Source organism: Butyricimonas hominis (assembly GCF_014287455.1).
In the GTDB taxonomy this organism is placed as follows: Bacteria; Bacteroidota; Bacteroidia; order Bacteroidales; family Marinifilaceae; genus Butyricimonas; species Butyricimonas muris.
Genome location: NZ_JACOOH010000002.1, coordinates 71,039 through 97,964 on the forward strand (window position 1 = coordinate 71,039; position 26,926 = coordinate 97,964).

The window sequence follows — 26,926 nt, forward strand, 5'->3', positions numbered from 1 at the left end:
TTTATTATTAATTACTTTCTTCTATGGGAAGGCGTTCCGGTCGATTGTTTGTATTTAGGGTATTCTGGAAATCCAGTACTTCTTTCGGGAATGCCAGCGTGTAGGCTTTATCATAAGGCTCTAGTTCGAACAAGCGTACTCTTTCTGCATTCCATCGTGAATCGTAATCAGTGTAGAGATGGCGAATTGCTTTTGACCACGGGTACTTCTCGCATACGGTATAACGGCGCAGGTCATACCAACGGTGACCTTCCAGACAGAGTTCGCGTTGTCGTTCCAGTCGAATCAAGTCGATCAATGTATTTCCCGTTTCGTTGACAGTCGGGGTAGAGTCAAAACGTTTACTTTGTAATTGACCGAGTAATTGTCGGGCTATGTCTTCAGCGTTGTCAAACGCGCAGGCTTCAGCTAAAATAAGATAAGCCTCCGAGGTGCGGAATAGGAAATTGTCCGAAACACTACAAGCGGCACCCCAATGAGCACGTCCCCAGTAAATTTTTTTGTAATAATAACCGTATTCCTCTTCTGAAATATAAAACTTCTTTCTCAAGTCTTTGGCGTCAAACGCTTCGATCAAGTCTTCCGAGATATAAAACGGATATTCATCCTCGTAGTCATCTTGTCCATAGATATAGTTTGTCAAGAAATGGCCTCCCATGGAAAAGATAACTTCCGGGTTATCCGATGTGAAAACATTGTCCGTCCCGGTAAACAGGTTGAGGTCTGTCAAGGCATCATTTCGATCCAAGACGAATTGAGCGTACTTGCGTGCGTTGGGGTAGTCCTGCATGTACAGGTAAACACGGGCAGTCAACAGGTAGGCTGTGGTAAGATCAGCCCGATAGATGCTTTTGCGTGTCGTTTTGGACAGACAGTCGATGGCTCCGTTCAGATCTTTGATAATTTGTTCGTACACTTCGGCAACCGTGTTGTTGTTATATTCTTTATCCTCCACGTACGAGGTCAGTTTCAACGGAACTCCCGGGGTAGTCGCCGCTTTAGAGGAAACGTACGGATCCGCGTACAGGTTTACCAAAGTAAAATAGTATAATGCACGCAGGAATCGGGCTTCTCCTTCCACTCTGTTTTTTGTGGCTTCCTCTTCGTCATCATGAATCGTGACTTCGTTCAATTCGTCAAGAATCATGTTGGTTGCGTTGATATAGTTGTAAGTTCTTTTCCAGTCAGTATTTTCGGTGCCCACGCTGGTTCCCTTTATGTTGATGCCTACTTGGCGTTGCCACGTGTAATACCCGAAAAACTCTTCAAAAGAACCGTAATCTCCATAAGACGTTTCGCTGTTTTGTCTTAGTTCATCGCTCATGAAATGGATAAACTGGTTGTACGGGGCTCCTACCTGCTTACGTGTGCTGCTGGCTATGTAGTAATATCCTGCCGGGTAATAAGCGCTTCCCAGTAATAACTCGTCCAGATCCCCGACGGTTTCAACCCTTGCCAAATCTTGGGAATACTCTTTCAAGAAGCTGTCACAAGAGGAGAGAATGAGTGATATGCAGCCGATTATTAATATGTTTTTCATGATGTTTTGATTTTAAAATGAAACACTTAATCCGAAAGTATAAGTTGGTCTGTCCGATAGTTGTATTTCACTGAACCCGCCTTGTGTCGGGGTTTGTCCTTTCAGTTTGCTGGAGCATAACGTGAATAAGTTGGTGCCCGACAAGGTGAGTGCCAGCCGGGAAAGACCTATTTTAGACAGGGTATTTTCCCCGAATTCGTAAGTGAAGCTTAGGCTGGAGCATTTCAAGTAGTTGGCGCTGACAACCCGGATGTCGGAATAGTCGTACATTGTCCATGCGTCATCGGCAAATTGTTGAATATTATCGAACACGTCGGAATAGTGGTACGTGTAATTCCAATAGGCATCGCTATACAAGGATTCAAGTGCCGGAATATTTGTTTTGAGTTCATCACCCGGGTTTTTCCAACGTTTCAGGAAATCGCGGTGCACGTTGTATTCCGGGGAAAGATTTTTGTCGAACAGGCGGAATAGACGCGTTTTTGCACCAAGGCTGTAGGAGAACATGGCGTTCACTCGGATGTTTTTGTAGCGTAACGATGTACTTAAACCGCCGGACATGTAAGGTTCGCGGCGACCGGTGGCTTTCAGTACGCGAGTGAACGTTTCGTATTTGCTAAGCCCGAGAAGTTCGTGCTTTTGGTCTTCCATATCATTAAACAAGGGACCTCCGTCTATGGGACTAAGCCCTATAAAGTCGTAGGAATAGAATGTATTGACTGCTTTTCCCTTGATAACGGCGGTTCCGTTCAGAAATTCCGTGTAATCGTAAGTTTGTGAACTGGGATCATTCTTTACCGTGTTCTTGTCTTTCGAGAATGAGGTGGAAATCGTCCAGTACAAGTCTTTTCTGGATATCGGGGATACCGTGATGTCAACACTATACCCCTTGTTTTCCACGTCCCCTCCGTTTATCACGTAAGAGTCAACACCATTCATGGAAGCTACTTCTTTTGTCATGAACGCATCCTTGGTTCGTTTGTAATAATATTGAGTTTCCAGTTGCAAGCGATTGTGGAGCAAAGATAGTTGCAAGCCGACGTTGAAAGAACTGGTCTTTTCCCATTTTAGATTGGGGTTGGGGTTGCGTTCTATACTGCTCGTCATTTCGTTGTAATAAGGATCTGTAGGTTGTTTTTTGATTAACATGACGGGTGATTGGTCATCCAGCATGTTTCCTTGGTAACCGAAGGATGCTTTCAGCGTCATGTAGTCAATCCAATCGGCTTTTAGAGCTTCGTGTTCCGAAAAATTGTAAGCCGCGGAAGCCGACCAAATCGGTAAAAACTTGTTGTTGCTTTGATCTCCGAATTTGTTGGAGCCGTCTACACGGGCGTTCACGTTTGCCGTGAAGTAATTATGGTAACTGTAAGAAAGAGTCGCGTAGCCTGAAAGAATATTTGTCAGGTTATTCGAGAGCGAGGGTACATTCGAAGCTAACCAGACACCATATTCGGGAAAGTTTTCAAGGCTGATGCCGGAAACAAATGTCATCCCCCGATCCGGGTAGTAGCAACGGTCTGTACGACTGTACCCCTTGTATTTACTGGAACTCATCTCCATTCCCGCGCTGACGTTGATGTTGTGTTGTTCATTTACACCGAAATATTTGTTGGCGTTTATCTGCAAACGTGCCGTGTAGGAGTTGTTTCTGGTTTCGTTCGTGCTGAGTTCTCCGCCATAGGGTAATTCGGAGTAAGAAGGGGGAACTTCGCCATATTCCGAACCGCGGAGAGCGGCAACGTGATATGTCTTTTCTCCCCAGTAGCCCTCGATTTCCGTGTTGGAATTCGTGTACGATATGATCGCGTTGGCATTTAACCATGAATTGATGTCAAATCGTAAATTGGCGGTAACGGTGATACCGGAGGTGTGTTGATCCGAGTAACTGTTCTCCAGTTCATTCAATATATTATATTGGCGATAATTATTTCCGACTTTTCTTTCATAGTAGAAATACTTTCCGTTTTCATCATAAGCGGGGATAGCCCGGCTGGTGTTGTAGGCATAATCCATGGGAGATGTTTCGCTTTGATTGTATTTCCGGCGGCTCACGTTTCCCTGCATCTGGAACGAGGCTGTCAGCCATTCGGTCAGCGTGGACTCAAGGTTAAGGCTACTAGTGTAGCGTTCGTTGTAATTCCCCTTGATGACGTCGTTGTCGCGGGAATAACCGATGGACGCGTAGTATCGGGCTTGTTCGGAACCACCCGACATGCTGATCGTGTGTTGATGGGAAAAGGTGTCTTCTGTCAACAGTTTGAACCAGTCCGTGTTCAATGTTTCCAGATAGGCTACTTTTTCTGCAAATTGGGTATCGTTGATTTTCCCGTTGTACAGGTCATCGAGTAATCCCTCGTATCCCACGTAGTTAAAGTGTCCGCTAAACACGTAATGCTGTTCATTCAACTCGCGGGAGAATTGGATCCGTTCCCGGGAGTTCATCAAGTTGATTTTGCGGTCAGTGTAACGAGGACGTTGCCGGAACGTGGTGCTCATGTTATAATTGATGACGGGGGCACCGATGCGTCCTTTTTTCGTGGTAATCACGATCACCCCGTTAGCGGCTTTCGTCCCGTAAAGGGCAGTGGCGGCGGCATCTTTCAAGATGTCCAGACGTTCGATGTCCTGCGGGTTCAGTCCGGCAATAGCGTTACCGATGCGGTTGATATAATCCGGGTCATTCAGTTCCTCGGCAGAGATGGGCACCGGGTCTTGCACGATGATCCCGTCGACAACCCATAACGGTTCACGGTTACCTATTAACGTGGAAGTTCCTCGAATACGAATCTTGGGGGCGACACCAACCTCTCCGGAACCGGATACCAGTGTCATTCCGGAAACCCGCCCTTCCAGCATCTGATCAAGATTGGGGACTCCTGCCGTCATGATGTCGTCCATTTTCAAGCGTTGTGAGGCTCCCGTGTTTCTTCGACGGTCAATAACTTGATAACCTGTCACTACCACTTCCTCCATTTCTTGTGAATCTTCTTCTAATACGATAGTGAGGTTAGGTTGTCCCTTGTAAGCGATCGTCTGGGTTTTCATCCCCACGAAAGAAACTATCAACACGATGTTGGAATCTTTAGGTTGTGCCATTTCGAATCGCCCGTCCTTGTCGGTAGCCACGCCTACGCTTGTTCCTTTGATCATGACGGTCACGCCCGGTAGAGGTTCTTTTTTCTTATCCGTGACGATTCCTTTAATTTTACGTGTTTCGTCTTGTTTTTGGATAATACTCTTGCGAATAACGATGACATTCTCGTGAATACTGTATTCCAACCCGCTGTCTTTCAGGCATACGTCCAGAATAGACCGTATATCGGCATCCTTCATGTGAACGGATAGGTTCCCGAGGTGACCGACTTCTTCCACGTTGTAAACAAACGTGTATTCACTCTGTTGTTTAATCGTTTGCATCACGTCACGGATACTCCCGTTCTCGACCTCTACCGTCAGGAGAGCCTCTTGCGCGAGGACTCCCGCCGATAGATTCATGCAAAACAACAACATTAACAATGCGTTTAGCTTCATAATTAGCAACAATTTTTTTAATTTTTCATGCACGGGGGCATGAATAAAACAATTATTTTTCATACTTTTGTTTTATAGGTTTATAATTACACTCGCTTTGACGGGGGAGTGTATATCATTAAATTTGTGGCAGGTCGTGTTGGTAGCATGACCTGTTTTCTTTTATCTACTTGATGTATATGGTATTGCCCTCCTTCCTGCATTTGACCACCCGAGTTTCCTCTATAAAGTTGAGCACCTTGTCTATATCAGCATAGCGGGATACTTCAAGGGTGAACCGACGTTGTTTGGCATTTTCATTTTCAAAGACCACCCGGAACTCGTACCAGCGGGCGAGAGTTTCTATGATTGAGGCAAGGGGTTCCTCGTCGAAGTAGAACATATCCCGTACCCATGCCGTGACTACTCGCGTGTCTACTTTTTTCACCTCTATTAGCGGGTTATCCCGGCTGGTGATGGCTTGTTGTCCCGGACTGATGACCTGAGTGGTAACCTCGTTGCTTACTTCAACCTTACCGTTGACGAGGGTTGTGGCTACTTCTTTTTCCGTGTCATACGCGTTCACGTTGAATGTCGTGCCCAGCACGGCAATCTCTGTCCCTGCCGCGTGGACGATAAATTGTTTGGATGTATCGCGGGTTACTTCAAGATAGGCTTCCCCGCTTAACCACACTTCCCGGGTATCCCCGTTGAACGCTACCGGGTATTTCAAGGTACTTTCCGAGTTCAGTTTCACGACCGTGTTGTCCGCAAGTTTCACGGTGTATTCCCCGTATTTGGGTACAATGATTTTGTGGTAAACGGGAATTTCTTGGAGTGATTCCTGCTCGACAGTCGTGTAGTCAATTTCTTTTTGATTCATCTCGAGAGGGATACTTGCAGTTTGTTTGATAGCGGCATGTTCTTCCCGGTCGAGGGTGATGGTGTTTCCATTCTCGAGCACGAGTTGCACCGAGTTCAGCGGGCGTGGCGTCATGATTTCATCGGCTTTATCCCGCGAATAGAAATGCAGAATACCCGTCGTGAGTAATACTGCCGCGCAGCAGGCGACAGCCGTGTAACTTACCCGACGCCACGTGGCGTATCTTTTCGGGCGTACCCGGTATCTTCGGGTGAAGTCCTGCCACGCTTTCTCGGTGGTTGGCATCCCGTTGTTCCGGGAAGTTTCCGCGTGCAGCAGTTTCTCGTAAAGTTGACGGTTTTCCTCGCTTTGTGCCGCCCACGCCGCCAGCCGCCGTTCTTCATCCTCCGGTAGAACCCCCAATTTGTGCAGGGCGACCAAACGCGCGACCTCGATTCTCTTTATAATTTGTTTTTCCATATTCATTCGTTCTTCTCTTTGAATACGGATGAGGTCGAAAAGCGGGTGCGTCTATTTTTCGATTTTTAATAAATATTTCGCGAAGAATAATATAACGTATTCTTTACCAATGATTTCTCGTAGCTTCGAATACATCTCTTTTTTTCGAGATTTGACCGAATTGATAGAAATACCCAACGTGTCGGCTATTTCTTGGTTCCCCAATCCGTCGAGTGCAAGACGGGCTATTTCAAGACTGCGACCGGTCAATTGTGCAACGGCGGCTTGAACGAAACGTATCATTTCTTGGTTCGTGATTTCATCCAGAAAGAAATCATCGGAATATAATTTCTCTTTCAATTCATCGACGTCTTCCGTGTTGAATTTCTCGTGCCTCAGGACGTCCATGCAGAGATTCTTGGCCGTGATATAAAGAAAGGCTATGGCATTTCGGCGGGAATAAGCATCATCGAGCCGCTCGTACAGTTTGAAGAAGGTTTCTTGAGTCACATCCATGGATTGTTCCCGGTCTTTCAAATAGGTATGACAAAATCCCACCACTGCTTGAAAGTGACTCATGTACAATTCCTTGAACGTGTCTATGCCTTTAATGCCGTTTTCCATGCCTCGTGAGTTGAAGGCACAAATATAATGTTAATATTTTAAAAGTCGAAATATTATCTTCTTTGATATGTGTACTTGGAAAAGGTGTTATTTTATTTGAAGTTTATAAGCATTAAAGCGTAAAATAAAGTAAATAACAGTTATAATATATCTATATTATTTGTAGTTGCTTTATAGCATCTCCTATTCAACTCCCATTCAACTCCTATTCAACCCCTATTAAAATAGAAAAATAATAGGATTTAATTAGGAAATGAAAAGGTTATTTTACAAATTAAATAAGAAGGAAATAAATAGTATATTTAATTTTTATATAGGAATACATGCTGTTTTCTTGTTTACCAATTCTCGATAACCGCAATCGGGTCATCACTGTTTCTTTCAGAAATTATCACTACTTTTGCATATGTCATCAATAATTTATTGCTAGTTTCTGGAACCATTCTTTAAAGAAGAAAAATAGACCAATGAAAGAAGAAAATAAAATTATACTTTATCAAGACGATAACGAAATAACTCGTGTATCTGTGCGTTTTGCCGATGAAGATGTATGGCTGACACAAAATCAGTTGGCAGATATATATTGCACTACGCAAGAAAATGTATCGATGCACATAAGCAACATATATGCGGACCAAGAATTGGATGAAAATCGAACTTATAAGAAATTCTTATTAGTTCGGCAAGAAGGAAAACGTCAGGTAAAACGCAATATTGACCATTACAATCTTGATATGGTTATTGCCCTTGGTTATCGTGTGCAGTTGCAAGTTGCGACTCGCTTCCGTCGTTGGGCAACGCAGCGACTTCATGAATATATCCAAAAGGGCTTTGCAATGGATGATGAACGATTGAAGCAAGGTGGCAATCTATTGCCCATAAAAGAAAAATACTTATCGGCAAAGGTAACATATCACATAAACAGGCTATAGAAAAGGCAGAAAAAGAGTTCGAGATATATCGCAAACGAGAAATGGAATTGCTTGAAAGTGATTTTGATAGAGAGATAAAGAGGTTGAAAGATAAAAATTGATTTTTTTTCGCGAGTTCTTTGTATCTTCGCACGTTGAATAGATTTGAATGAAAATGGAAAAGAAAGGTTTGATAGTTGCCGTGGACGGGCATTCTTCGACGGGAAAAAGTACTGTTTCCAAGATTTTGGCGGCACGTTTAGGATATACTTATATAGATACGGGTGCGATGTACAGGATCGTGACCTTGAGAGCGATGCGGGACGGGTTGATTCGTGATGGCAAGGTGGACGACGAGGGGGTGAAACGAGTACTTCCGTCGATTGTTTTCGGTTTCAAGTATAATGACGAGAAGAAACGTTACGAGTCGTACATGAACGGGGAGTACGTGGAGAAGGCTATCCGGGGACTGGATGTGTCGGATAACGTGAGTCTGGTTGCTTCGTTGCCTTACGTGCGGGAGTTGCTGGTGGAGAAACAGCGGGAAATGGCGAGTGCCGGTGGCGTGATCATGGACGGTCGGGACATCGGTAGCGTGGTGTTTCCGAACGCGGAAGTGAAATTCTTTATGACAGCGAGTCCGGAGGTACGGGCGCGACGTAGGTACGAGGAGTTGAAGGGAAAAGGGGAGCAGGTAACGTACGAGGAAGTGGAAGCGAACGTGCGCAAGCGGGATTATATTGACGAGCACCGGGAAACTGCCCCGTTGGTACGGGTGCCGGATGCCGTGTTGATTGATAATAGCGATATGACGGTGGAGGAGGAAGTAGAAGAAATGATAAAGCTCATTCGTTCACGATATGAAAGTAGAGATTGACGAGAATTCCGGTTTCTGTTTCGGCGTGGTGAACGCTATCGCCAAGGCCGAGGAGGAGTTGCAGCAGGGGGAACTTTATTGCATCGGGGATATCGTTCACAACAATCTGGAGGTGGATCGCTTGAAGGGATTGGGGTTGCGGACAATAGACCACGAGGCGTTTGCCGACTTGCGGGATTGCCGGGTGTTGTTTCGGGCGCATGGCGAGCCGCCTAGTTCCTACGCTTTGGCGGAAAAAAATAATATTGAAGTGATAGACGCTTCGTGCCCCGTGGTATTAAATTTGCAGCAGAAAATCAGAGCGGCATACGAACGGGTGAAAGCGAACGGCGGACAGCTCGTGATATACGGGAAGCGGGGACATGCCGAGGTGAACGGGTTGGTAGCGCAGACGAACGGGGAAGCGTTGGTCGTGGAGCGGGAGGAAGATTTGAAAGAGATAGATTTTTCACGATTGGTTATCCTGTTCTCGCAGACGACGAAAAGCCTTGACGGGTTCAAGCGGATCGAGGAGTTGGTGAGAGCGAGTGCCCGCGGCGGCGTGGAGGTGAATGACACGATTTGCCGCAAGGTGGCAAACCGAATCCCGCAGTTGAGGGAGTTCGCGGTGCGACACGACGTGGTGCTGTTCGTGAGCGGGGAGAAGAGTTCTAACGGCAAACAGTTGTTTGCCGTGTGTCGGGAAGCGAATCCGAGAACCTATTTCGTGCAAGGTGTAGCTGATTTGAGCGATGAGATGTTCGAGGGGGCGGAAAGCGTGGGAATCAGTGGAGCTACATCGACACCGAGATGGGTGATGGAAGAGATAAAGAATGCGGTGATTTAAGATTTATGATTTACGATTTGTGATTGTAAATTTTAGATTTACGATTTTGGATTGAAGAAGAACAAGTAAGAATATAAATTGATTGATTGTAATTGGCATTTTCAATTTTCAACTTTCAATTTTCAATTGAATGATTATGGGAAAGATTAAAAGAATAGGTGTTTTGACCTCCGGGGGGGATGCTCCGGGGATGAATGCCGCTATTCGGGCGGTGGTGAGAGCGGCGATTTTTAATGGCTGTGAGGCATACGGGATTTATGACGGTTACGAGGGGTTGATAGAGGGAAACATGAAAAGACTGGAATCTCATGACGTGAGTAATATCATACAACGCGGGGGAACGATCTTGAAGACAGCCCGGAGTGCAGAATTCCGCACGGTGGAAGGACGTGCAAAGGCTTACGAGCAGATGAAACAGAACGGGTTGGACGCGTTGGTGGTGATTGGTGGAGATGGTACGTTTTCCGGCGCCCGTTTGTTGTGTCAAGAGCATAACGTGCCTGTCGTGGGGGTTCCCGGTACGATAGACAACGACCTGTACGGTACGGATTACACGATCGGCTACGATACGGCGGTGAATACCGTGGTGGATGCTGTCGATAAAATACGCGACACGGCGAGTTCCCATAACCGCTTGTTCTTTATCGAGGTGATGGGACGAGATGCCGGGTTTATTGCCTTGCGTTCGGCTGTTGCCACGGGTGCGGAAGCGGTGTTGGTGCCGGAGATTGAAACGGACGTGAATGATTTGGACAAGTTTTTGGAACATGATTATAAACCTCATAAGTCGAGTGGTATCGTGATCGTGGCAGAGGGTGACAAGTCGGGAGGAGCCTACACGATCGCGGATAAGATATCCAAGAAGCACCCGGAGTATGACGTGCGGGTGACCGTGTTGGGGCATATTCAACGAGGTGGTTCTCCTTCGGCATTCGACCGCGTGATGGCAAGCACGTTGGGCGTGGCGGCGGTAGATGCTTTGCTGGACGACCAGACCAGTATCATGGTGGGTATCATGAACAAGGACACCGTGCATGTGCCGTTCAACAAGGCGATTAAAAATTCCAAACCGTTGAATCATAATTTGTTAGGGTTGACGGAAATCCTGTCGATTTAATAATTTTAGATTTTAGATTTTAAATTTTAAATTGCAGGATTGAATGGTTTTAGATGTGTGATTTTAAATTGTTGAATTGAATGTTTTTAGGTTTTGGATTATTGAATCTAAAATCTAAAATCTAAAATCTAAAATTTTGCAGTTCGCTGACATCATCATCCCTTTGGGAGTGGAGAATTTTTTTACTTATTCGGTACCGACGGAATACGAGGGAACGGTAGCGGTAGGGGGGCTTGTTGTCGTTTCGTTCGTGAAGAATAAGCGTTACACGGGGGTTGTTTACGCGTTGCATTCCAACCCGCCCGTGGGATTCGAGACACGTCCGATAGAGCGGGTGATCGAGGAGGGATTCGCTCTTTCCGCTTCTCATTTGAAATTTTTGTTGTGGTTGAGCGAATATTATATGGCTCCACCGGGAGAGGTGACACGGGCGGCGTTGCCTGTTGCCATGCGTTTGGAGAGTTACACGAGTCTTTGTCTTGCCGCGGATTGGCAGGAAGATGGAACGGGAGGGGTAGAGTTGAGTCTGATGGAACGGGAGGTGATCGGGGTATTCCGACAGAACGGGGAAATTTGCATGGCGGAGGTGGAAAAGTTATTGCGACGGAAAGACGTGTACGTGGCGGTGCGTTCGTTGTTGGAGCAAGGGATTATTCAAGTGAAAGAGTCCGTGGATGATTTGTTCAAACCTAAATTGGAACGGTTGGTGCGTTGGGCGAGAGTGTTCTCGGGGGAAGAGTTGGGGAAGATCATAGATTCGTTGAAACGGGCGAAGGCGCAACAGAAGATGTTGTGTGACTGGATTATGTATTGCGACGAGCATCACACGGATTCGTTGCCTAAGGCGGAGTTTACCGGCGTGATCGGTAATTCGACGGCGGCATTGAAGGGATTGTGCGAGAGGGGCGTGCTGGAAGTTGCGACAATAGAGGTAAGCCGTTTGGATAGCACGGGGGAGGAGGTGCAGGAGATGCATGCCTTGTCGGGGGAGCAGGAACGGGCGTTGGAACAAGTGCGGGGGCATTTCAAGGAGAGGGACTGCGTGTTGTTGCAAGGGGTGACTTCCTCGGGAAAGACGGAGGTGTATATACATTTAATAGAGGAAACGATTCGGCAGGGGAAGCAAGTGTTGTATCTTTTGCCGGAGATTGCTTTGACGGTACAGATCGTGAAACGGTTGAGGCGGGTGTTCGGCGACCGGGTGGGGGTATACCATTCGGGAATGACGGACAGTGCCCGTGCCGAGATGTGGCGCAGGCAGAACGGGGAGAATCCTTATCCCGTGGTACTCGGGGTACGTTCTTCTATTTTCCTGCCTTACCGGAATTTGGGATTGGTTATTATCGACGAGGAGCACGAGGCTTCTTACAAGCAGAAAGAACCCGCTCCCCGTTATCATGGTAGGGATGCGGCTATCATGCTCGGCAAGATGAACGGGGCGAAGATATTGCTGGGTTCTGCCACGCCTTCGTTCGAGAGTTACCAGAATGCCATGAGCGGTAAATACGGTTTCGTGGAGCTGACCACCCGTTTCGGGGAGGTCATGATGCCCGAATTGATGTTCGTGGACGTGAAAGAATATCGCCGGAAGAAAATGATGAAAGGGAGTTTTACTCCCGTGTTGTACGAGGAGATGAAGCGGGTGCTGGAGAGGGGTATGCAGGTAATTCTGTTCCAGAATAGGCGGGGGTATTCCACTTTTTTGCAGTGTAACCATTGCGGGGCTATTTTAAAATGCAAGCATTGTGATGTAAGCATGACTTATTATCGTTTCCGGAATACGCTGAATTGCCATTATTGCGGGAGCCTGCGTCCGGTGCCGACTGTTTGCGAGGAGTGCGGTCAGGGACATTACGTGAATCGCACGCCGGGGACGGAGCGAATCGAGGAGGAGGTGAAACAGTATTTCCCGGAGGCACGCGTGGCACGCATGGATTTGGAGGTGATGAGCAACAAGGTGAAATTTCGTGCTTTGATTGAAGAGTTCGAGGCGGGGAATCTGGATATATTAATCGGGACGCAAATGGTTTCGAAGGGGTTGGATTTCGAGCGGGTGAAATTGGTGGGAGTTATGGATGCAGACAGTTTGGTCAGTTTTCCCGATTTCCGAGCCGAGGAACGGGCTTACGATATGTTGATGCAGGTAAGTGGTCGTAGCGGTCGGAAAGGGGAACAGGGGAAAGTGGTTATTCAAGTTGCCGACCGGGAGAACCGGGTGTACCGGTTGGTGGAAAAAGGGAGTTTCCACGGGTTCTATTCTTTCTTGTCACGGGAACGGGAGATGTTTCATTATCCGCCCTTTTCCCGGTTAATCCAGATAGAATTAAGGCACGTGAACGAGTATTCTTTGCGTAATGCCGCGAATGAATTAGCCCGAAAGTTACGGGAACGATTGGAACGTCGGGTATGTGGTCCGGCGGAGCCGGAAGTGGCAAGGGTGCGGAAAATGTACCGTATACAAGTGCTGATCAAGGCGGAGCAGGGGCTTTCGTTGTCGAAATTGAAGACTTTTATCCGGCAGAAGTGTGACGAGTTATTGAAAGGGGAGTCCGGCAAGGGATTGAAAGTTTATTTTGACGTGGATCCATTATAATCTGAAGGCAAATAGGCAGATTTCTACTTATTGTTAAGTGAACGGAAGGGAGAATTGAGCTGATTTTTGAAGTTTGATTGTTAATTAATGTGCTAGTAGAACAAGTCAAATGTTAAAAATATAATCGTATATCGGTAATAATCCGTAATTTAAGACGAGATTAGAAATTATTTGGGAAAACCTTAAAATTTGCATTAACATTATTTAGTATCCTTGATTTTAACATTTGCCGGAATAATACCTATTTTTGGAAAAACAGAAACGAGGGAAGAGAAGTAAAAAAAACTCTTTTCCGTGAAGTTTGAAACCGAGGTGATAATTTTGACGTTAAAATGTAGTATTAATAAATCAAATATAAAAATCAATGATATGAATACGGTTGATATCAAAGCATTGAACGAGCGCATACAACAAGAGAGTTCTTTTGTCGATATGATTACGATGGAGATGAACAAGGTGATTGTAGGACAGAAGCATCTTGTGGAGGGACTTATGATCGGTATGCTTTCTAACGGGCATATTTTGTTGGAAGGTGTTCCGGGGTTGGCGAAAACCTTGGCGATTAATACCCTTGCCAATATTATTAACGCTAAATTCAGTCGAATCCAGTTTACCCCGGATTTGTTGCCTGCCGACGTGGTGGGTACGATGATTTACTCCCAGAAGAAAGAGGAGTTCGTGGTGAAGAAAGGTCCGATTTTCGCTAACTTTATTCTGGCGGATGAGATTAACCGTGCCCCGGCAAAAGTGCAATCCGCTTTGTTGGAAGCGATGCAGGAGCGTCAGGTGACGATAGGCGATATGACTTATAAACTGGATGAGCCTTTCTTGGTAATGGCAACACAGAACCCGATAGAGCAAGAGGGTACTTATCCGCTGCCGGAAGCTCAAGTTGACCGTTTCATGTTGAAAGTGGTGATCGACTACCCGAAGAAAGACGAAGAGAAACTGATCGTTCGGCAGAATCTGGAAAAGACGTTCCCGGTAGCCAATACCATTTTGCAACCGGAGGATATTTTGCGTGCCCGTGAGGTCGTGAAAGAAGTTTATCTGGACGAGAAGATCGAGAAATATATCGTGGATATCGTGTTCGCTACCCGTTACCCGCAAGAACACGGTTTGGAGAAATTTGTTTCCATGATCGCTTACGGTGCTTCACCTCGTGCAAGTATCAGTTTGGCGAAAGCGGCTCAAGCTTACGCGTTTATCAAACGCCGCGGGTACGTGATTCCGGAGGATGTTCGTGCCGTTTGTCACGACGTGTTGCGCCACCGTATCGGGTTGAGTTACGAGGCAGAAGCCAACAGCCTGACCAGCGAGGACATTATCAGCGAGATTTTGAACACGGTTGAAGTACCTTAGAAATTGAAAATTGAAAATTGAAAATTGAAAATGACATGTTTTCAATCTGAGATTTTCAATTTGATGGCGAGAGAGTTTAGAATTGAGTTAGAATTTAGAGTGAAAAAGCGTTAGTCTTGTGCGGTTGGAATCTAAAATCTAAAATCTATAAATCTAAAATTATTAAGGTGGAGACTTCAGATTTATTAAAACGTGTTAGGCAGATCGAGATAAAGACGCGGGGGTTGTCAAGCAATATCTTTGCCGGCGAGTACCACACGGCTTTCAAGGGACGGGGTATGACCTTCAGCGAGGTGCGGGCGTACCAGTACGGGGATGATATCCGCAGTATAGACTGGAACGTGACCGCCCGTTACAATCATCCTTACGTGAAGATATTCGAGGAGGAGCGCGAATTGACGGTGATGTTGCTGATTGACGTGAGTGCCTCGCGTAATTTCGGAACGGTTTCGAAATTGAAGAAGAACCAGATCACGGAGATCGCTGCCGTGTTGGCATTCTCGGCTATCCAGAATAACGATAAGATCGGGGTAATCTTTTTCTCGGATCAGATAGAGAAGTTTATCCCGCCCAAAAAAGGACGTACGCATATCCTGCATATTATCCGCGAACTGGTGGATTTCTACCCGGAACGCAAGCAGACTAATATTGCGATGGCTTTGCAATACTTGACGAATGCGATTAAAAAGCGTTGTACTTGTTTTCTGATTTCCGATTTTATGGATGAACATGATTTTGAACATCCTTTGATTATTGCGAACAAAAAGCATGATGTCGTGGCTTTGCAATTGTATGATCGTCGGGAAAAGGTGCTGCCGCCGGTGGGGTTAATGTACTTGACGGATGCCGAAACGGGAGAGAGCGTGTGGGTGGATACTTCCGACAAGAAGGTTCGTGATCAATTCGAGGCGTACGCTTTGGAACGGGATAAAGAACTGGACAGGATATTCAAACATTCCGGGGTGGATATGGCATCTATCAGCGCGGATGAAGATTACGTGAGATCATTGATAGCATTGTTCAAGAGAAGAGGGGCTGGGTATTAATTGAAACTGAAAATGGAGAATTGAAAATGAAAAATAGGGTTGTTCTATTCGTAATATTGCTACTGTACGGTATCGGGGGATTGAAAGCTCAAAGCCGGGAATACGCGGCGGAGCTTGATACCAATTATATCATGATCGGTGACCAGATCAATTTCAGAATGAAGGTAAAGGCTGAACCGGGATTGAAGATCGTGTTTCCTCAATTGAAAGACACTCTGGCAAAAGGTGTGGAAATCATTTCCGGACCTGTTCGGGATTCTATCAAAGAGAAAGACGGACGGATACTCGTGCAGGAAAGTTACGTGATCACGTCTTTCGATTCGGGAGTGTTCATGATTCCGCCTATGCCTATCGAGATACAGCAGGAAAGTTATAACAACACGCTACGAACCGACCCGTTGGAGTTGATAGTGAATACTTTCGTGGTCGATCCGCAGAAAGGGAATTTCGATATCGTGATGCCTTTGGCTGCCCCGTGGACGTTCGCAGAGATACTGCCTTATTTATTATGGACTCTATTGGGTGTCGTGGTAATCCTGTTGATAATTTGGATTATCAAGGTGCGGAAATCACGCAAGTCACTCTTCGGGCACGAGAAACCGGCTATACCGCCTTACGTGCTTGCCATGAAGGCTTTGGAAGAGATCAAGAAGGAGAAGTTATGGCAAAGTGGTAAGACAAAAGAATATTACACGCAGTTGACTGATACGATTCGGAACTATTTGGACGGTGAGTTGGGTATTTCGGCGATGGAGCAAACTTCTTTCGAGACTTTACAGTCTTTGGAGAAGTGCGAAAAGGTGAATGCCAAACAGCGGGATAAGTTGGCGGATATGTTCGAAACTGCCGATTACGTGAAGTTCGCCAAGGCGGAACCGTTACAGGACGAGAACGTGCGTAACTTGGATATCGCTTATGATTTCGTGCAGGAAACGAATGACACGATCCGGGAAGAGAAAGAAAAAGAACGTCTGGAACGAGAGTTGAAAGAGCAACAGGAGAGAGAGGCGGCGGAAAAAGCAGCGGCGGAAGCGGCAAAGAGTGAAGAGGAGAAAAAGAATTAATTTACGATTTATGATTTTTGATTTATGATTCTCAGAATCTAAAATCAAGAAATCTAAAATTTAAAATAGAGAATATGTTTGGATATGAATTTGCAAACCCCGAATACTTTTGGTTATTGTTGGTACTGGTGCCAATGATTATCTGGTATATTTTTAAGGAGAAGCAGTCGCATGCCGATATGAAATTTTCTTCTATTCGGGTGTTCAAGCTGATGAAACGGGGAAACCGGATTTGGTTGCGTCACCTGTTGTTTGTGGCTCGGGTGTTCGCTATCGTTTTTCTGGTATTTGCTTTAGCCAGACCACAGTCCAGTTCGAGTTGGCAAACGTATAATAGTGAAGGTATAGATATCATGTTGGCATTGGATATTTCCGGTAGTATGTTGGCTCGGGACTTTACTCCCGACCGATTGGAAGCCGCGAAAGAAGTTGCCACGAAGTTCATACTGGAACGTCCCCAAGACCGGATCGGGTTGGTGGTATTCAGTGGAGAGAGTTTCACGCAGAGTCCCTTGACAACGGATCAGGCGGTGTTGGTCAACGTGATGAAAGATATTGAAAGCGGTATGATCGAGGACGGAACGGCTATTGGACTGGGATTGGCAAATGCCGTGAATCGTTTGAAAGACAGTAAAGCGAAATCCAAGGTGGTTATTCTTTTGACCGACGGTATCAATAACCGGGGGGCTATTGCACCGATGACGGCGGCGGAATTGGCGAAGACTTTCGGAATCCGGGTGTACACGATAGGTGTCGGTTCGCTGGGAGAGGCTCCTTATCCCGTGCAAACTCCTTTCGGCGTGCAGTTACAACGGATGCCGGTGGAGATTGACGAAGATATTTTGACTCAGATAGCCGATATGACCGGAGGTAAGTATTTCCGTGCCACGGATAACAAGAAACTGGAGCAGATATATAAGGAAATAGATCAATTGGAGAAAAGCAAAGTGGAGGTGAAGCATTTCAGCCGCAAGAACGAACACTTTTTCTATTTTGCCTTGATCGGAGCTTTATTGCTGATACTGGAAGCGTTAGGCAGATACACGTTATTGAGGAAAATTCCTTGATTTTAAATTTTAGATTTTAGATTTTAAATTTGGAAATGCAGGTTTAATCTAAGGTCTGAAAGTGAAAATGAAAATATAGAGATTGGAGAGGGACATGGAAAGTCATCAATCTAAAATCTAAAATTATTAAATCTAAAATTGAAAGGGTTATGTTTAGGTTTGCACATCCTGATTTATTATACTTACTGTTAGTAATTCCTTTGCTGATCGTGTTTTACGTGGTGGCTAGGATACGCAAGAAAAAGGCGATAGCGGAATTTGGGAATCCGGAATTGTTGGCAACGTTGATGCCTCTGCAATCGCCCAAGCGGGCGACGTGGAAATTCGTGATGGTATTGTTTGCGTTGTTCTTTGTTATTCTTGGAGTTGCCGCACCCCAATTCGGTTCCAAGTTACAACAAGTAAAGAAAGAAGGTGTCGAATTGATTATCGCGTTGGATGTGTCCAATTCCATGCTGGCACAGGATATAAAGCCCAGCCGGTTGGATGCGGCTAAACAGGCTATTTCCCGTATGGTGGAGAAATTGAGCGACGATAAGGTCGGGTTGATCGTGTTCGCCGGGGATGCATACGTGCAATTGCCAATCACGACGGATTATTCTTCTGCGAAATTATTCTTGTCGGGTATCAATACGGACATCGTTCCGATTCAAGGAACGGCGATCGGGACAGCGATAGAGCTGGCAGCCAAGTCATTTACCCCGGACACGGAAGCGTCGAAAGCCATTATCGTGATCACGGACGGGGAAAATCACGAGGATGATGCTGTCGCGGCGGCAAAGGCGGCCCGGGAGAAAGGGATTTACGTCCACACGATCGGGATGGGATTGGCGCAAGGTGCTCCGGTTCCCGAAAAGGGTAACCCCGGTCAGTACATGAGAGACGGGAGCGGCAATCCGGTGATCTCCAAGTTGGATGAAGATATGTTGAAAGCGATTGCCAAAGCGGGGGAAGGTATTTTCGTCCGTGCAAGTAATTCTAACGTGGGATTGAACACGTTGCTGGACGAGATAAACCGGATGGATAAGACTTTGCTGGAAGAACGGGTTTTTGCAGATTACGCCGATAAGTACCAGTATTTTTTGATTATGGCTTTGATTTTCGTGTTATTGGATTTCATGATATTGGGACGCAAGAACAAAAACTTCTTGAAAATTAATATCTTCGGTACGGAAGAAAAGCGTGTTGAAAGTAAACATTAAAATGAGCGTGTTATGATGAAAGTTTTAATGACAATGATATTCGCGGTGCTGGTAAGTTTGCCGGTATGGGCGCAACAGGAACGGAAATTTATTCGCGGAGGAAATGATTTGTTTAAAGATCAGGATTTCGAGAAAGCGGAGGTGGAATATCGTAAGGCGTTGGACATGGAGGTGAAGTCTTACGAGGGAGCCTTTAATCTGGGAGATGCTTTGTACAAGCAAAAGAAATATGACGAAGCCTTGCAGCAATTCCAATCTTTGGCTCAAAACGAAAAGAACAAGGAAAAACTGGGCGAGTTGTACCACAATATCGGGAATACCCTTTTGTCCATGAATAAGTTGGACGAAAGTATTGAGGCTTACAAGCAATCGCTGAGGAATCGTCCTAATTCTCAAGAAACCAAATATAATCTGGAATTTGCCCGCAAGATGAAGCAGGAACAAGAAAACCAAGACCAGAACAAGGATCAAAACAAGGATCAGAATAAAGACCAGAACCAAGACCAAAATAAGGATCAGAATCAAGATCAACAAAACAAGGATCAACAGGATCAAAATAAAGATCAACAGGATAAAGATCAAAACAAAGATCAGCAAGACCAGAATAAGGATCAACAAAATAAAGACCAGCAAAACAAAGATCAGCAGGATAAGAAGGAGCAGCAACAACAGCAGCAGCAACCTAAAATATCCAAAGAGGATGCCGAGCGTTTGCTGGAGGCTTTAGGGGAAGACGAGAAGAAGACGCAGGAAAAAGTACAAAAAGATAAAGCTCAGGCACAGAAAGCGAAAAAGATGAAGATTGAAAAGAATTGGTAACTTCGCGGTACGTGTCAAAGGGTATAACAGAATAAAAAGAATAAACAAAGATGAGGTCATTAATTATAGCATTATTGTTATGTGTTATAGGGGGGACAAAGGTATTTGCCCAAAAGACGACATTCGAGGTTTCGGCACCTTCCGTGGTGGAAGTCGGGGAGCAATTCAGACTTTCCTACACGTTGAACAAGCAAGGTGAGAATTTGCAGGTTCCGACGTTAAAAGGATTCGATCTGCTGGCAGGTCCCTCGTTAAGTACTTCGATGAGTTTCTCCAATATAAACGGTAAAATGGAGCAAAGCTCACAGTTTACTTACACGTACGTGTTGGAGGCACGAGAGGAGGGTGAATACACGATAGAGCCTGCGACAATCACCATTGACGGAAAGGAACATAAATCAGAGGCTATAAAAATTAAGGTAATCAAAGGCTCCGGGAACACTCAAGGAAACACGAATGGCGGAAACCGGGGAACCACTCAACAGCGGGAAGAGCGGGGGAGTGCTTCAATAAAGAAAGATGATTTGTTTTTGAAGGTAGAGGTATCCCGTAAGTCTTTGTACGTGGGCGAGAGCTTGGAATTGACATTGAAAGTGTATTCCCGTGTGAATCTGGCGGATTTGCAATGGAAGAAGATTCCCGCTTTTGACGGATTCATGACCGAGGAGAAAAAGATACAACAGATCAGGTTGAACCGGGAAGAGTATAATGGTAAGATTTACGATCAGGCGGGAGTATTACAGCAATTGATTCTGTTCCCGCAACACGCCGGAACTTTGACGATCGACCCGTATGAGATTGTTTGTTTGATTCGGCAGCGTACCACGGGGCGCTCCGGTAGTATATTTGACGATTTCTTCGGAGGATACCGGGATGTGCGGGTACTCTGCGAGAGTGATCCGGTAAATATTACCGTGAAGAGTTTGCCGGAAACCGGGAAGCCTCTGGGCTTTAGCGGTATGGTCGGGACTCTTTCCATGAACACGTCTATATCTACCGATACATTGCGGGCAAATGATGCGTTGACTTATAAAGTGGTTTTGCGGGGGAACGGGAATATGAAATTATTGAATGCGCCCAAGATTAATTTCCCGCACGACTTTGACGTGTATGATCCGAAGATCACGAAAGATGTTACCGGGACTTCCGGGACGGTTACTTACGAGTACATCGTGATACCCCGTTACGCGGGTGAATACAAGATTCCTGCCGTGCAATATTCTTATTTCGATCCGAAGTCGAGTACCTACAAGATGTTGAAAGGGGATGAATACACGATTCGTGTGGCGAAAGGGAATGAGGCAAGTTCCAACGCGGGAGAAGCGGCATTACAGTCATTCAAGAAAGAAGATGTACGTGTGTTGGGACAGGATATCCGTTATATCAAGTCCGGTAAGAGTGACTTGCGTCCGAAAGGGATACAGTATTTCGCGACGATGTCCTATTGGTTGAGTTTTATCATACCTTTCGTGTTGTTTGTGATCGGAATGATACTGAACCGTCGCCGGATTAAAGCGAATGCCGATTTGGTACGCATGAAGAGTAAGACGGCAAACAAAATGGCCCAGAAGCGTTTGAGAGCTGCCGCAGTTGCCATGAGAGCAGGTAATTCCGAACTATTCTATCAAGAAGTTTTGAACGCAATGTGGGGATACGTCAGCTATAAACTGAATATAGCGGCTTCCGAATTGAACCGGGATAATATTAACGATCATTTGACTCGTCGAGGGGCGGATGCGGCTTTGATACAAGGATTTATAGATGTACTTGATCATTGTGAATATGCCCGTTACGCTCCCGGGGCGAACCAAGGGGAGGAAATGGATAAGGTATACAAGGATAGTATATCCATTATCACGAAGTTGGATAAAGCGATTTAGGCAATTGAAAATGTACAATTGAAAATTGAAAATGATGAAGAAGGTATATATAATTTTGGTTTTGCTGTTATCCGGTATTGTTGCGTTTGCCACTGATACCAAGGCTTTGGAAGACGAGGCGACAAAGATGTATCAAGAAGGGAATTACCAGAAAGCGATAGATTTGTATAACGAGATTCTGGCTGATGACATGGAGTCGGCTTCCGTGTATTATAACTTGGGAAACTGTTATTACAAGTTGGGGGAGATCGCTCTGTCCATTTTGAATTACGAACGGGCTTTATTGCTCAAACCCGGGGATAAAGACGCCAAGTATAATCTAAAACTGGCACAACAGGCCACGGTGGATAATATCAAGGTTCTGCCGGAATTGTTTCTTGTACGTTGGTATAATGCGTTCGTGACCGCTTTCACGGCTGATCTGTGGGCTTATATTTCCGTGGCTCTTTTTATCGGTTTTCTGATCATGGCGGCATTGTTCTTCTACGCAACGTCCGTCTCTTTAAAGAAGAGTTGGTTTACCGTGGGAGTGATCCTGCTGCTCATGTCGATCATGACGATATTTTTTGCCTCGAAACAATATCATCGTATGACCAACAGGGATAGCGGTATAATCATGACTCCCAGCGTGGTGGTACGCGGTGCTCCCGACAGTAGCGGAACGGAATTGTTTGTCGTCCACGAGGGATTGAAAGTACAGGTTCTCGGTTCTTTGGGCGAATGGTACAACGTGCGTCTGGCCGACGGAAATGAGGGATGGGTTACTAAAGCCGATTTGGAAAAGATATAGAGATAACTACTCGTAGAAAATGATTTCAGCAAAAGGATTGTTCAGAATAAATGAACAATTCTTTTTTTTAACCCAAAAAAGGATTACCTTTGGTCGATATGTACGGCGTTAAATATTTATTATGAAATCATTTCTTTTTCTTTTATTAGTTTCTTTTTCTTTGAATACCTTTTCGCAAGAAATTACAGAAGAGAATTTTCGGAAGGCGGATAGTTTGATTTGGTTAGAGTATGAGCGTGCAATGGACTTTATCGATTCGTGTCGCAAAGTATGTCCGGGAATAGAAGATCAATTGGGAGAGCAAAGTAAACGGGTTTATACTATTGCTGCACGTAAAAATGTAGATAATGCCATTCGGTTCGCTGCGACACCGAGTGGATTGCAACGTTTGTTGTGGGTGCGGGGGGATGTATCGAAAGATACTTTATTGTCCGTGCTAAAAGGATTACCCCTTGAGATGCAAAATTCTCCTTACGGGAAAAGTCTTTTAATGCATATTAATACAAAACAAATACAGGAATTGGATCATTGTTATGATTTCAAGGCTACGACGGTAGACGGTAAAGAATTTTCACTTGCTTCTTTGCGGGGGAAGAGAGTTTTGTTTATTTATGATGGATTGGGATGCATGGGGCAAGGAGGAAGAGATTATTTGAATAATCTGTTTCAAAGTACTTCTCGTGATGATTTAGAGATTGTCGTGTATGGAAGTGTGTTTAATTTAGAGGAACTTGTGGAAATGAAGGTACGCTATCCTTTTGATTATATTTTTGTTTCGGATTTTATGGAAGACCATAGTCCTATCAAAATTATTTATGGTACACAAGCTATGCCGACTTGTTTTCTCATCGATAGGGAAGGTATCGTTAGATTGAAATCCGAGGGATTGGATACGGAAAGACTAGATAAATTATTAAGAGATTGATTTTTTCTCTTGTATTGATTGATTTATTGGAACGTTTGTTTTTTAGCTGACGAGCCACGATTTGAATTCGGAAGCTTTGTTTTTGCTGATATATATGTGTTCGGGGACTTCCGTGTCGAGGGTAACGAGTAGACGGTTGTCGAACCAGATGGTGATGTTCGTGACGCTGTCTTTTGCCACGATGAATTGTTTATTTGCCCGGGTGAAACGTGCCGGGTCGAGAGTGGTGATGATCTGTTCCAGTGTTTTGGAATAAGGGTATTTGTTTCCGTCTTTCAAGTAGATGCAGGTGTTTTTGTCTGTCGTGTAGAAGCAGGCGACGTCACGCAGGTTGACGGGGAGTAGCTTGTCCTTGTGTGGAATTAATAATCGATCTTGGTATTTCGGGGATACAGTGAGTTGGGTTAGTTGTGCGAGGTATTGCACGATGTCTTGGCGGGTGAGTTTACTGTATTTGTCGAGAGCATGGCGGATGTCTTCGACTTTTACCGGTTTCAACAGGTAGTCGATGCTGTTTACGCGGAAAGCCTCGATGGCGTACTGGTCGTAGGCAGTGGTGAAAACAATCGGGGTTTCCACGGTGATTTTGTCGAAGATGGCGAATGCAGAGCCGTCGGAGAGGTGGATGTCCATGAAGATCAGGTCGGGTGACGGGTTGGATTGCAGCCAGTGGACGGTTTGCGTGACACTTTCCGTATTACCGGCGATCCGGATACCGGAGTTTACACTCGTGATGATGTCGGCGAGGTTCTCGTAAGCGGCGGTTTCGTCTTCTACAATCAATACTCTCATGGCAATGTCATTTTAATGGGAGGCAGACACGGAATGTCTCGTTATCTTGTTCTACCCGGATATGTTGATTCATTAATAATTCAAAGCGTTTTCTAAGATTATTGAGTCCCGTTCCGTTCGTGTCGGGCGGGGTTAATTTCGGGTACACGGGATTGGTGATAACCAGTTCCCCGTTTTCGGTAAGACGGATGGAGATCGTCATTTTGTACTCGCTGTCGATGCGGTTGTGCACGATAACGTTTTCCACTATCGGGAGCAGGGAGAGTACCGGTAGTACCAGCGTGTCTTTCTGTCGTTCATCCACGTCGATGGAGAATACCAGTTTGTTGGCGAAACGTACTTCCATGACATACCGGAAGGATTGTATGAATTCGAGTTCCTCGCGCAGGGAAACGAGTCCCTTGTGATCGCTTTGCAGGATATAGCGGAAGATGTCCGACAATTGATTGACGTAGGTCAATGTTTTTTCATCATCTTTTTTGCGGATGAGGGAGGATATGCCGTTCAACGAGTTGAAGAAGAAGTGCGGGTTGATCTGGTTTGCGAGGGCGTCACAGCGGCTTTGCAGGTTCTCGAAGCGCAAGCGCTCGATTTCGTTCTCTTTTTCACGCTGTTTAGAGTAGAGCATGGAGATATATCCGACCACGGTACACAGGACACAGGTCACGGAGAACTGGGAGATCAGCGTGCTACCCCGGAAGTCCGTGCGGATGCCGAAACGGGATACCGTGTACGAGATTCCCAAAAAGACGAGGTAAACAGCCAGCGTGACGAGAAAGGTACGTCCCAAACGCTGACGGAATGCTGCCGTGGGTAACGTTCGTAGGTTGTAGCGTATCAACCAAGCTATCAATCCCCAGAAGAATAATAAACGATAAATGAAGTAGGTGAAATACAGCGGGTAACTCTCGGCCGACATCATGTTGATTTCCCACGGGAGGCAGGAGAGGTTGGGATATATGATGAAAATCGCACTGATCAGACTGATTAGCGGCAGTTTTCGGGATATGTAGAGGTCAAAAGCATCCATAGTCGTATTTTTTGTCGTTACAAAGAAAAAGAAAATAATTGAACCTTGCTCTTTCGGGAGAAGTAAAACGAAAAAAGAGGGAGGGAAAGCGAAAAAGGTTCGCCTGCAACTTGCAACTCGCCGCAGGCGAACTAATTGTTGTTTCTGAAATATTCGATCATTTCGCTCGTGAGGCTGATATCCGATTCGTTGGCGGGGATTTCCCGGCGGGGGAACCATTCAGCGACGGCGAGTTCGTCTTTGTCTAGGGTGATGTGGTCATTTCCCTCGACTTCTGCGAAGAAGCCCATGAGTAGGGTGTCGGAGAATGCCCAAGGTTGACTTTTGTAGTATTTGAGGTTTTTGACGTGCAGGCCGACTTCTTCCATGACTTCCCGGCGTACGGTTTCTTCCACGGATTCGCCTATTTCGGTGAATCCGGCGAGGAGGGCGTATCTCGTGTATTCGCGGTTGGCGTATTTGGATAACAGTATTTTGTCGCCGTTCGTAACGGCAACGATCACGGCGGGCATGATCTTGGGGTATTCCATGTTCCCGCATTTTTCACAATGCATCATGCGTTCTTTGTCGTGGGCAGACATTTTTGCCCCGCAATGACTGCAAAAACGATGGTTGTCGTACCACTTGTGCAAGCTGTAAGCGGTGATTCCGGCGAAAGCGGAATGACGGGGAAAGGCTTTTCTGAACACGGAGATATCGACTAAACGGAACTCGCCTTGTTCCTCGGCAGGTTGGTCTATCCAATAGAATCGGTCATCATCTATGGAGAACAGGTAGGTGGCGGATTGGAAAAGTGTGTCCGTGTCACCTCTCAACTCGCTGAAGCGGGGGAAACGTATGGCACCGTTTTGCTCGTGCAGGAGAACTGTACGGTTATTGAAACAGAGGGCGAAGTCTGTTGTTTCGGGTTCGCGATTGGAATAGGCGTTCGAGAATGTATGTGGTGCGATGTCCTGTATCATGGTGTTATACGCTGAGTTTTGAATAACTATTTATAGGGGACAAAGGTAGGATAAAAAGAGAGGATGTCAAAAGTACAACAGACTTTTGACATCCTCTCTTTTTATGCGATTTTAAACTACTTTACAATATCGTAGTCGATGCCTTCGACGTAGTAAATGACGTAGGCGTCTTTGTTGTTTTTCTTCATCCATTCGCGCATTTTGAGGATGCTGTTTTTCTCGGAATCGCAGTGAGCCTCGTCTTTTTCACCTTTGGCTTCTTCTTCTTTCAGTTCTTTTTCCCATTTGTCGATGTATTCTTTCGAGAAGCGTTGTTCTTTAAGAACACCGGTTACTGCGATCTCGGAATTGACTAATTCCCGGTTGAAGGATTTGATGTTACCACCGACTTCTACGCGGATCGTGGTTTCGTCCGTGGGGTCGGAGATGAAGCAACGGCGTCCGGAGTGGGAGCAGGTGTGCTTCACGGGGCCTTGGAAGACAATGGTGTCATTGACACGTTGGTCAGCCACGGCGAGGAGATCATTGACTTTTAATGCTTTCTCGGTGATGCTCGTGGTTTGCTTTTGTGCATCGGCTTGGGTGTTCTTGGGTTTGCTTTTGCATGAAACGATAGAACAAGCGGCGATGCCGGTAGCGATGATTATAAGTGTTGATTTCTTCAT

The 26,926-nt window shown here is 45.6% G+C and carries 21 protein-coding genes and 1 pseudogene; 14 read left to right on the forward strand and 8 right to left on the reverse strand.

Translation table 11 applies throughout. The features are described from left to right. Positions 1 to 7: 7 nt before the first annotated feature. From H8S64_RS03820 to H8S64_RS03835, 4 genes are all read right to left on the reverse strand, one after another. Positions 8 to 1,540 (reverse strand): RagB/SusD family nutrient uptake outer membrane protein, encoded by a 1,533-nt coding sequence (locus H8S64_RS03820; RefSeq protein ID WP_186975055.1) that lies wholly within the window; start codon positions 1,538 to 1,540, stop codon positions 8 to 10. Positions 1,541 to 1,552: 12 nt separating this feature from the next. After that, on the reverse strand, positions 1,553 to 5,074 hold the full coding sequence (locus H8S64_RS03825) for a SusC/RagA family TonB-linked outer membrane protein (RefSeq protein ID WP_255469419.1): 3,522 nt from the start codon (positions 5,072 to 5,074) through the stop codon (positions 1,553 to 1,555). 166 nt (positions 5,075 to 5,240) lie between these two features. After that, positions 5,241 to 6,395, reverse strand: a complete 1,155-nt coding sequence (locus H8S64_RS03830) for a FecR domain-containing protein (protein WP_186975057.1) — start codon at positions 6,393 to 6,395, stop codon at positions 5,241 to 5,243. Between the two features lie 51 nt (positions 6,396 to 6,446). Next, positions 6,447 to 6,998 carry an RNA polymerase sigma factor gene (locus tag H8S64_RS03835; RefSeq protein WP_186975058.1) on the reverse strand — a complete coding sequence of 184 codons (552 nt, stop codon included), beginning with the start codon at positions 6,996 to 6,998 and terminating at the stop codon, positions 6,447 to 6,449. Positions 6,999 to 7,465: 467 nt separating this feature from the next. Between H8S64_RS03835 and H8S64_RS03840 the strand changes: the two are divergent. The 14 genes and pseudogenes from H8S64_RS03840 (at position 7,466) to H8S64_RS03905 (ending at position 23,477) form a co-directional block, all read left to right on the forward strand. Further along, positions 7,466 to 8,031, forward strand: a pseudogene (locus H8S64_RS03840) (virulence RhuM family protein). A gap of 53 nt (positions 8,032 to 8,084) precedes the next feature. Next, the gene (cmk, locus tag H8S64_RS03845; RefSeq protein ID WP_186975059.1) at positions 8,085 to 8,786 is read left to right on the forward strand and encodes a (d)CMP kinase; all 702 of its coding nucleotides are present in this window, start codon (positions 8,085 to 8,087) and stop codon (positions 8,784 to 8,786) included. After that, on the forward strand, positions 8,770 to 9,612 hold the full coding sequence (locus H8S64_RS03850; RefSeq protein WP_186975060.1) for a 4-hydroxy-3-methylbut-2-enyl diphosphate reductase: 843 nt from the start codon (positions 8,770 to 8,772) through the stop codon (positions 9,610 to 9,612). The genes cmk and H8S64_RS03850 overlap by 17 nt, the downstream gene beginning before the upstream one ends. Positions 9,613 to 9,748: 136 nt before the next feature. Then, a complete protein-coding gene (pfkA, locus tag H8S64_RS03855; protein ID WP_099294467.1) occupies positions 9,749 to 10,729 on the forward strand; it encodes a 6-phosphofructokinase in 981 nt (326 codons plus the stop codon). Between the two features lie 136 nt (positions 10,730 to 10,865). Continuing rightward, a complete protein-coding gene (priA, locus tag H8S64_RS03860; RefSeq protein WP_186975061.1) occupies positions 10,866 to 13,322 on the forward strand; it encodes a replication restart helicase PriA in 2,457 nt (818 codons plus the stop codon). 369 nt (positions 13,323 to 13,691) lie between these two features. After that, entirely contained in the window at positions 13,692 to 14,684 is a 993-nt protein-coding gene (locus H8S64_RS03865) for an AAA family ATPase (protein WP_099292034.1), read from the forward strand. 167 nt (positions 14,685 to 14,851) lie between these two features. Then, positions 14,852 to 15,730: a DUF58 domain-containing protein gene (locus tag H8S64_RS03870; protein ID WP_099292035.1), complete on the forward strand. Its 879-nt coding sequence runs from the start codon at positions 14,852 to 14,854 to the stop codon at positions 15,728 to 15,730. A gap of 26 nt (positions 15,731 to 15,756) precedes the next feature. Next, on the forward strand, positions 15,757 to 16,794 hold the full coding sequence (locus tag H8S64_RS03875) for a BatD family protein (protein ID WP_227215227.1): 1,038 nt from the start codon (positions 15,757 to 15,759) through the stop codon (positions 16,792 to 16,794). A gap of 74 nt (positions 16,795 to 16,868) precedes the next feature. Continuing rightward, on the forward strand, positions 16,869 to 17,861 hold the full coding sequence (locus H8S64_RS03880) for a vWA domain-containing protein (protein ID WP_099292036.1): 993 nt from the start codon (positions 16,869 to 16,871) through the stop codon (positions 17,859 to 17,861). Between the two features lie 149 nt (positions 17,862 to 18,010). After that, on the forward strand, positions 18,011 to 19,063 hold the full coding sequence (locus H8S64_RS03885) for a VWA domain-containing protein (protein WP_186975062.1): 1,053 nt from the start codon (positions 18,011 to 18,013) through the stop codon (positions 19,061 to 19,063). 12 nt (positions 19,064 to 19,075) lie between these two features. Continuing rightward, positions 19,076 to 19,882 carry a tetratricopeptide repeat protein gene (locus tag H8S64_RS03890; protein ID WP_099292038.1) on the forward strand — a complete coding sequence of 269 codons (807 nt, stop codon included), beginning with the start codon at positions 19,076 to 19,078 and terminating at the stop codon, positions 19,880 to 19,882. Between the two features lie 50 nt (positions 19,883 to 19,932). Continuing rightward, positions 19,933 to 21,762 (forward strand): BatD family protein, encoded by a 1,830-nt coding sequence (locus H8S64_RS03895; protein ID WP_255469420.1) that lies wholly within the window; start codon positions 19,933 to 19,935, stop codon positions 21,760 to 21,762. Positions 21,763 to 21,796: 34 nt separating this feature from the next. Continuing rightward, positions 21,797 to 22,552 carry a tetratricopeptide repeat protein gene (locus tag H8S64_RS03900; RefSeq protein WP_255469421.1) on the forward strand — a complete coding sequence of 252 codons (756 nt, stop codon included), beginning with the start codon at positions 21,797 to 21,799 and terminating at the stop codon, positions 22,550 to 22,552. A 121-nt stretch (positions 22,553 to 22,673) separates the two neighbouring features. Further along, positions 22,674 to 23,477, forward strand: a complete 804-nt coding sequence (locus H8S64_RS03905; RefSeq protein WP_186975064.1) for a peroxiredoxin family protein — start codon at positions 22,674 to 22,676, stop codon at positions 23,475 to 23,477. A 42-nt stretch (positions 23,478 to 23,519) separates the two neighbouring features. On the opposite strand, the gene H8S64_RS03910 is transcribed toward H8S64_RS03905, so the two are convergent. From H8S64_RS03910 to H8S64_RS03925, 4 genes are all read right to left on the reverse strand, one after another. After that, positions 23,520 to 24,269: a LytR/AlgR family response regulator transcription factor gene (locus H8S64_RS03910; RefSeq protein WP_186975065.1), complete on the reverse strand. Its 750-nt coding sequence runs from the start codon at positions 24,267 to 24,269 to the stop codon at positions 23,520 to 23,522. Positions 24,270 to 24,276: 7 nt separating this feature from the next. Continuing rightward, a complete protein-coding gene (locus tag H8S64_RS03915) occupies positions 24,277 to 25,299 on the reverse strand; it encodes a sensor histidine kinase (RefSeq protein ID WP_186975066.1) in 1,023 nt (340 codons plus the stop codon). A 131-nt stretch (positions 25,300 to 25,430) separates the two neighbouring features. Continuing rightward, positions 25,431 to 26,261, reverse strand: coding sequence for an NAD(+) diphosphatase (gene nudC, locus H8S64_RS03920; RefSeq protein ID WP_186975067.1), 831 nt, complete (start codon positions 26,259 to 26,261; stop codon positions 25,431 to 25,433). A gap of 116 nt (positions 26,262 to 26,377) precedes the next feature. Next, a complete protein-coding gene (locus tag H8S64_RS03925) occupies positions 26,378 to 26,926 on the reverse strand; it encodes a hypothetical protein (protein WP_186975068.1) in 549 nt (182 codons plus the stop codon).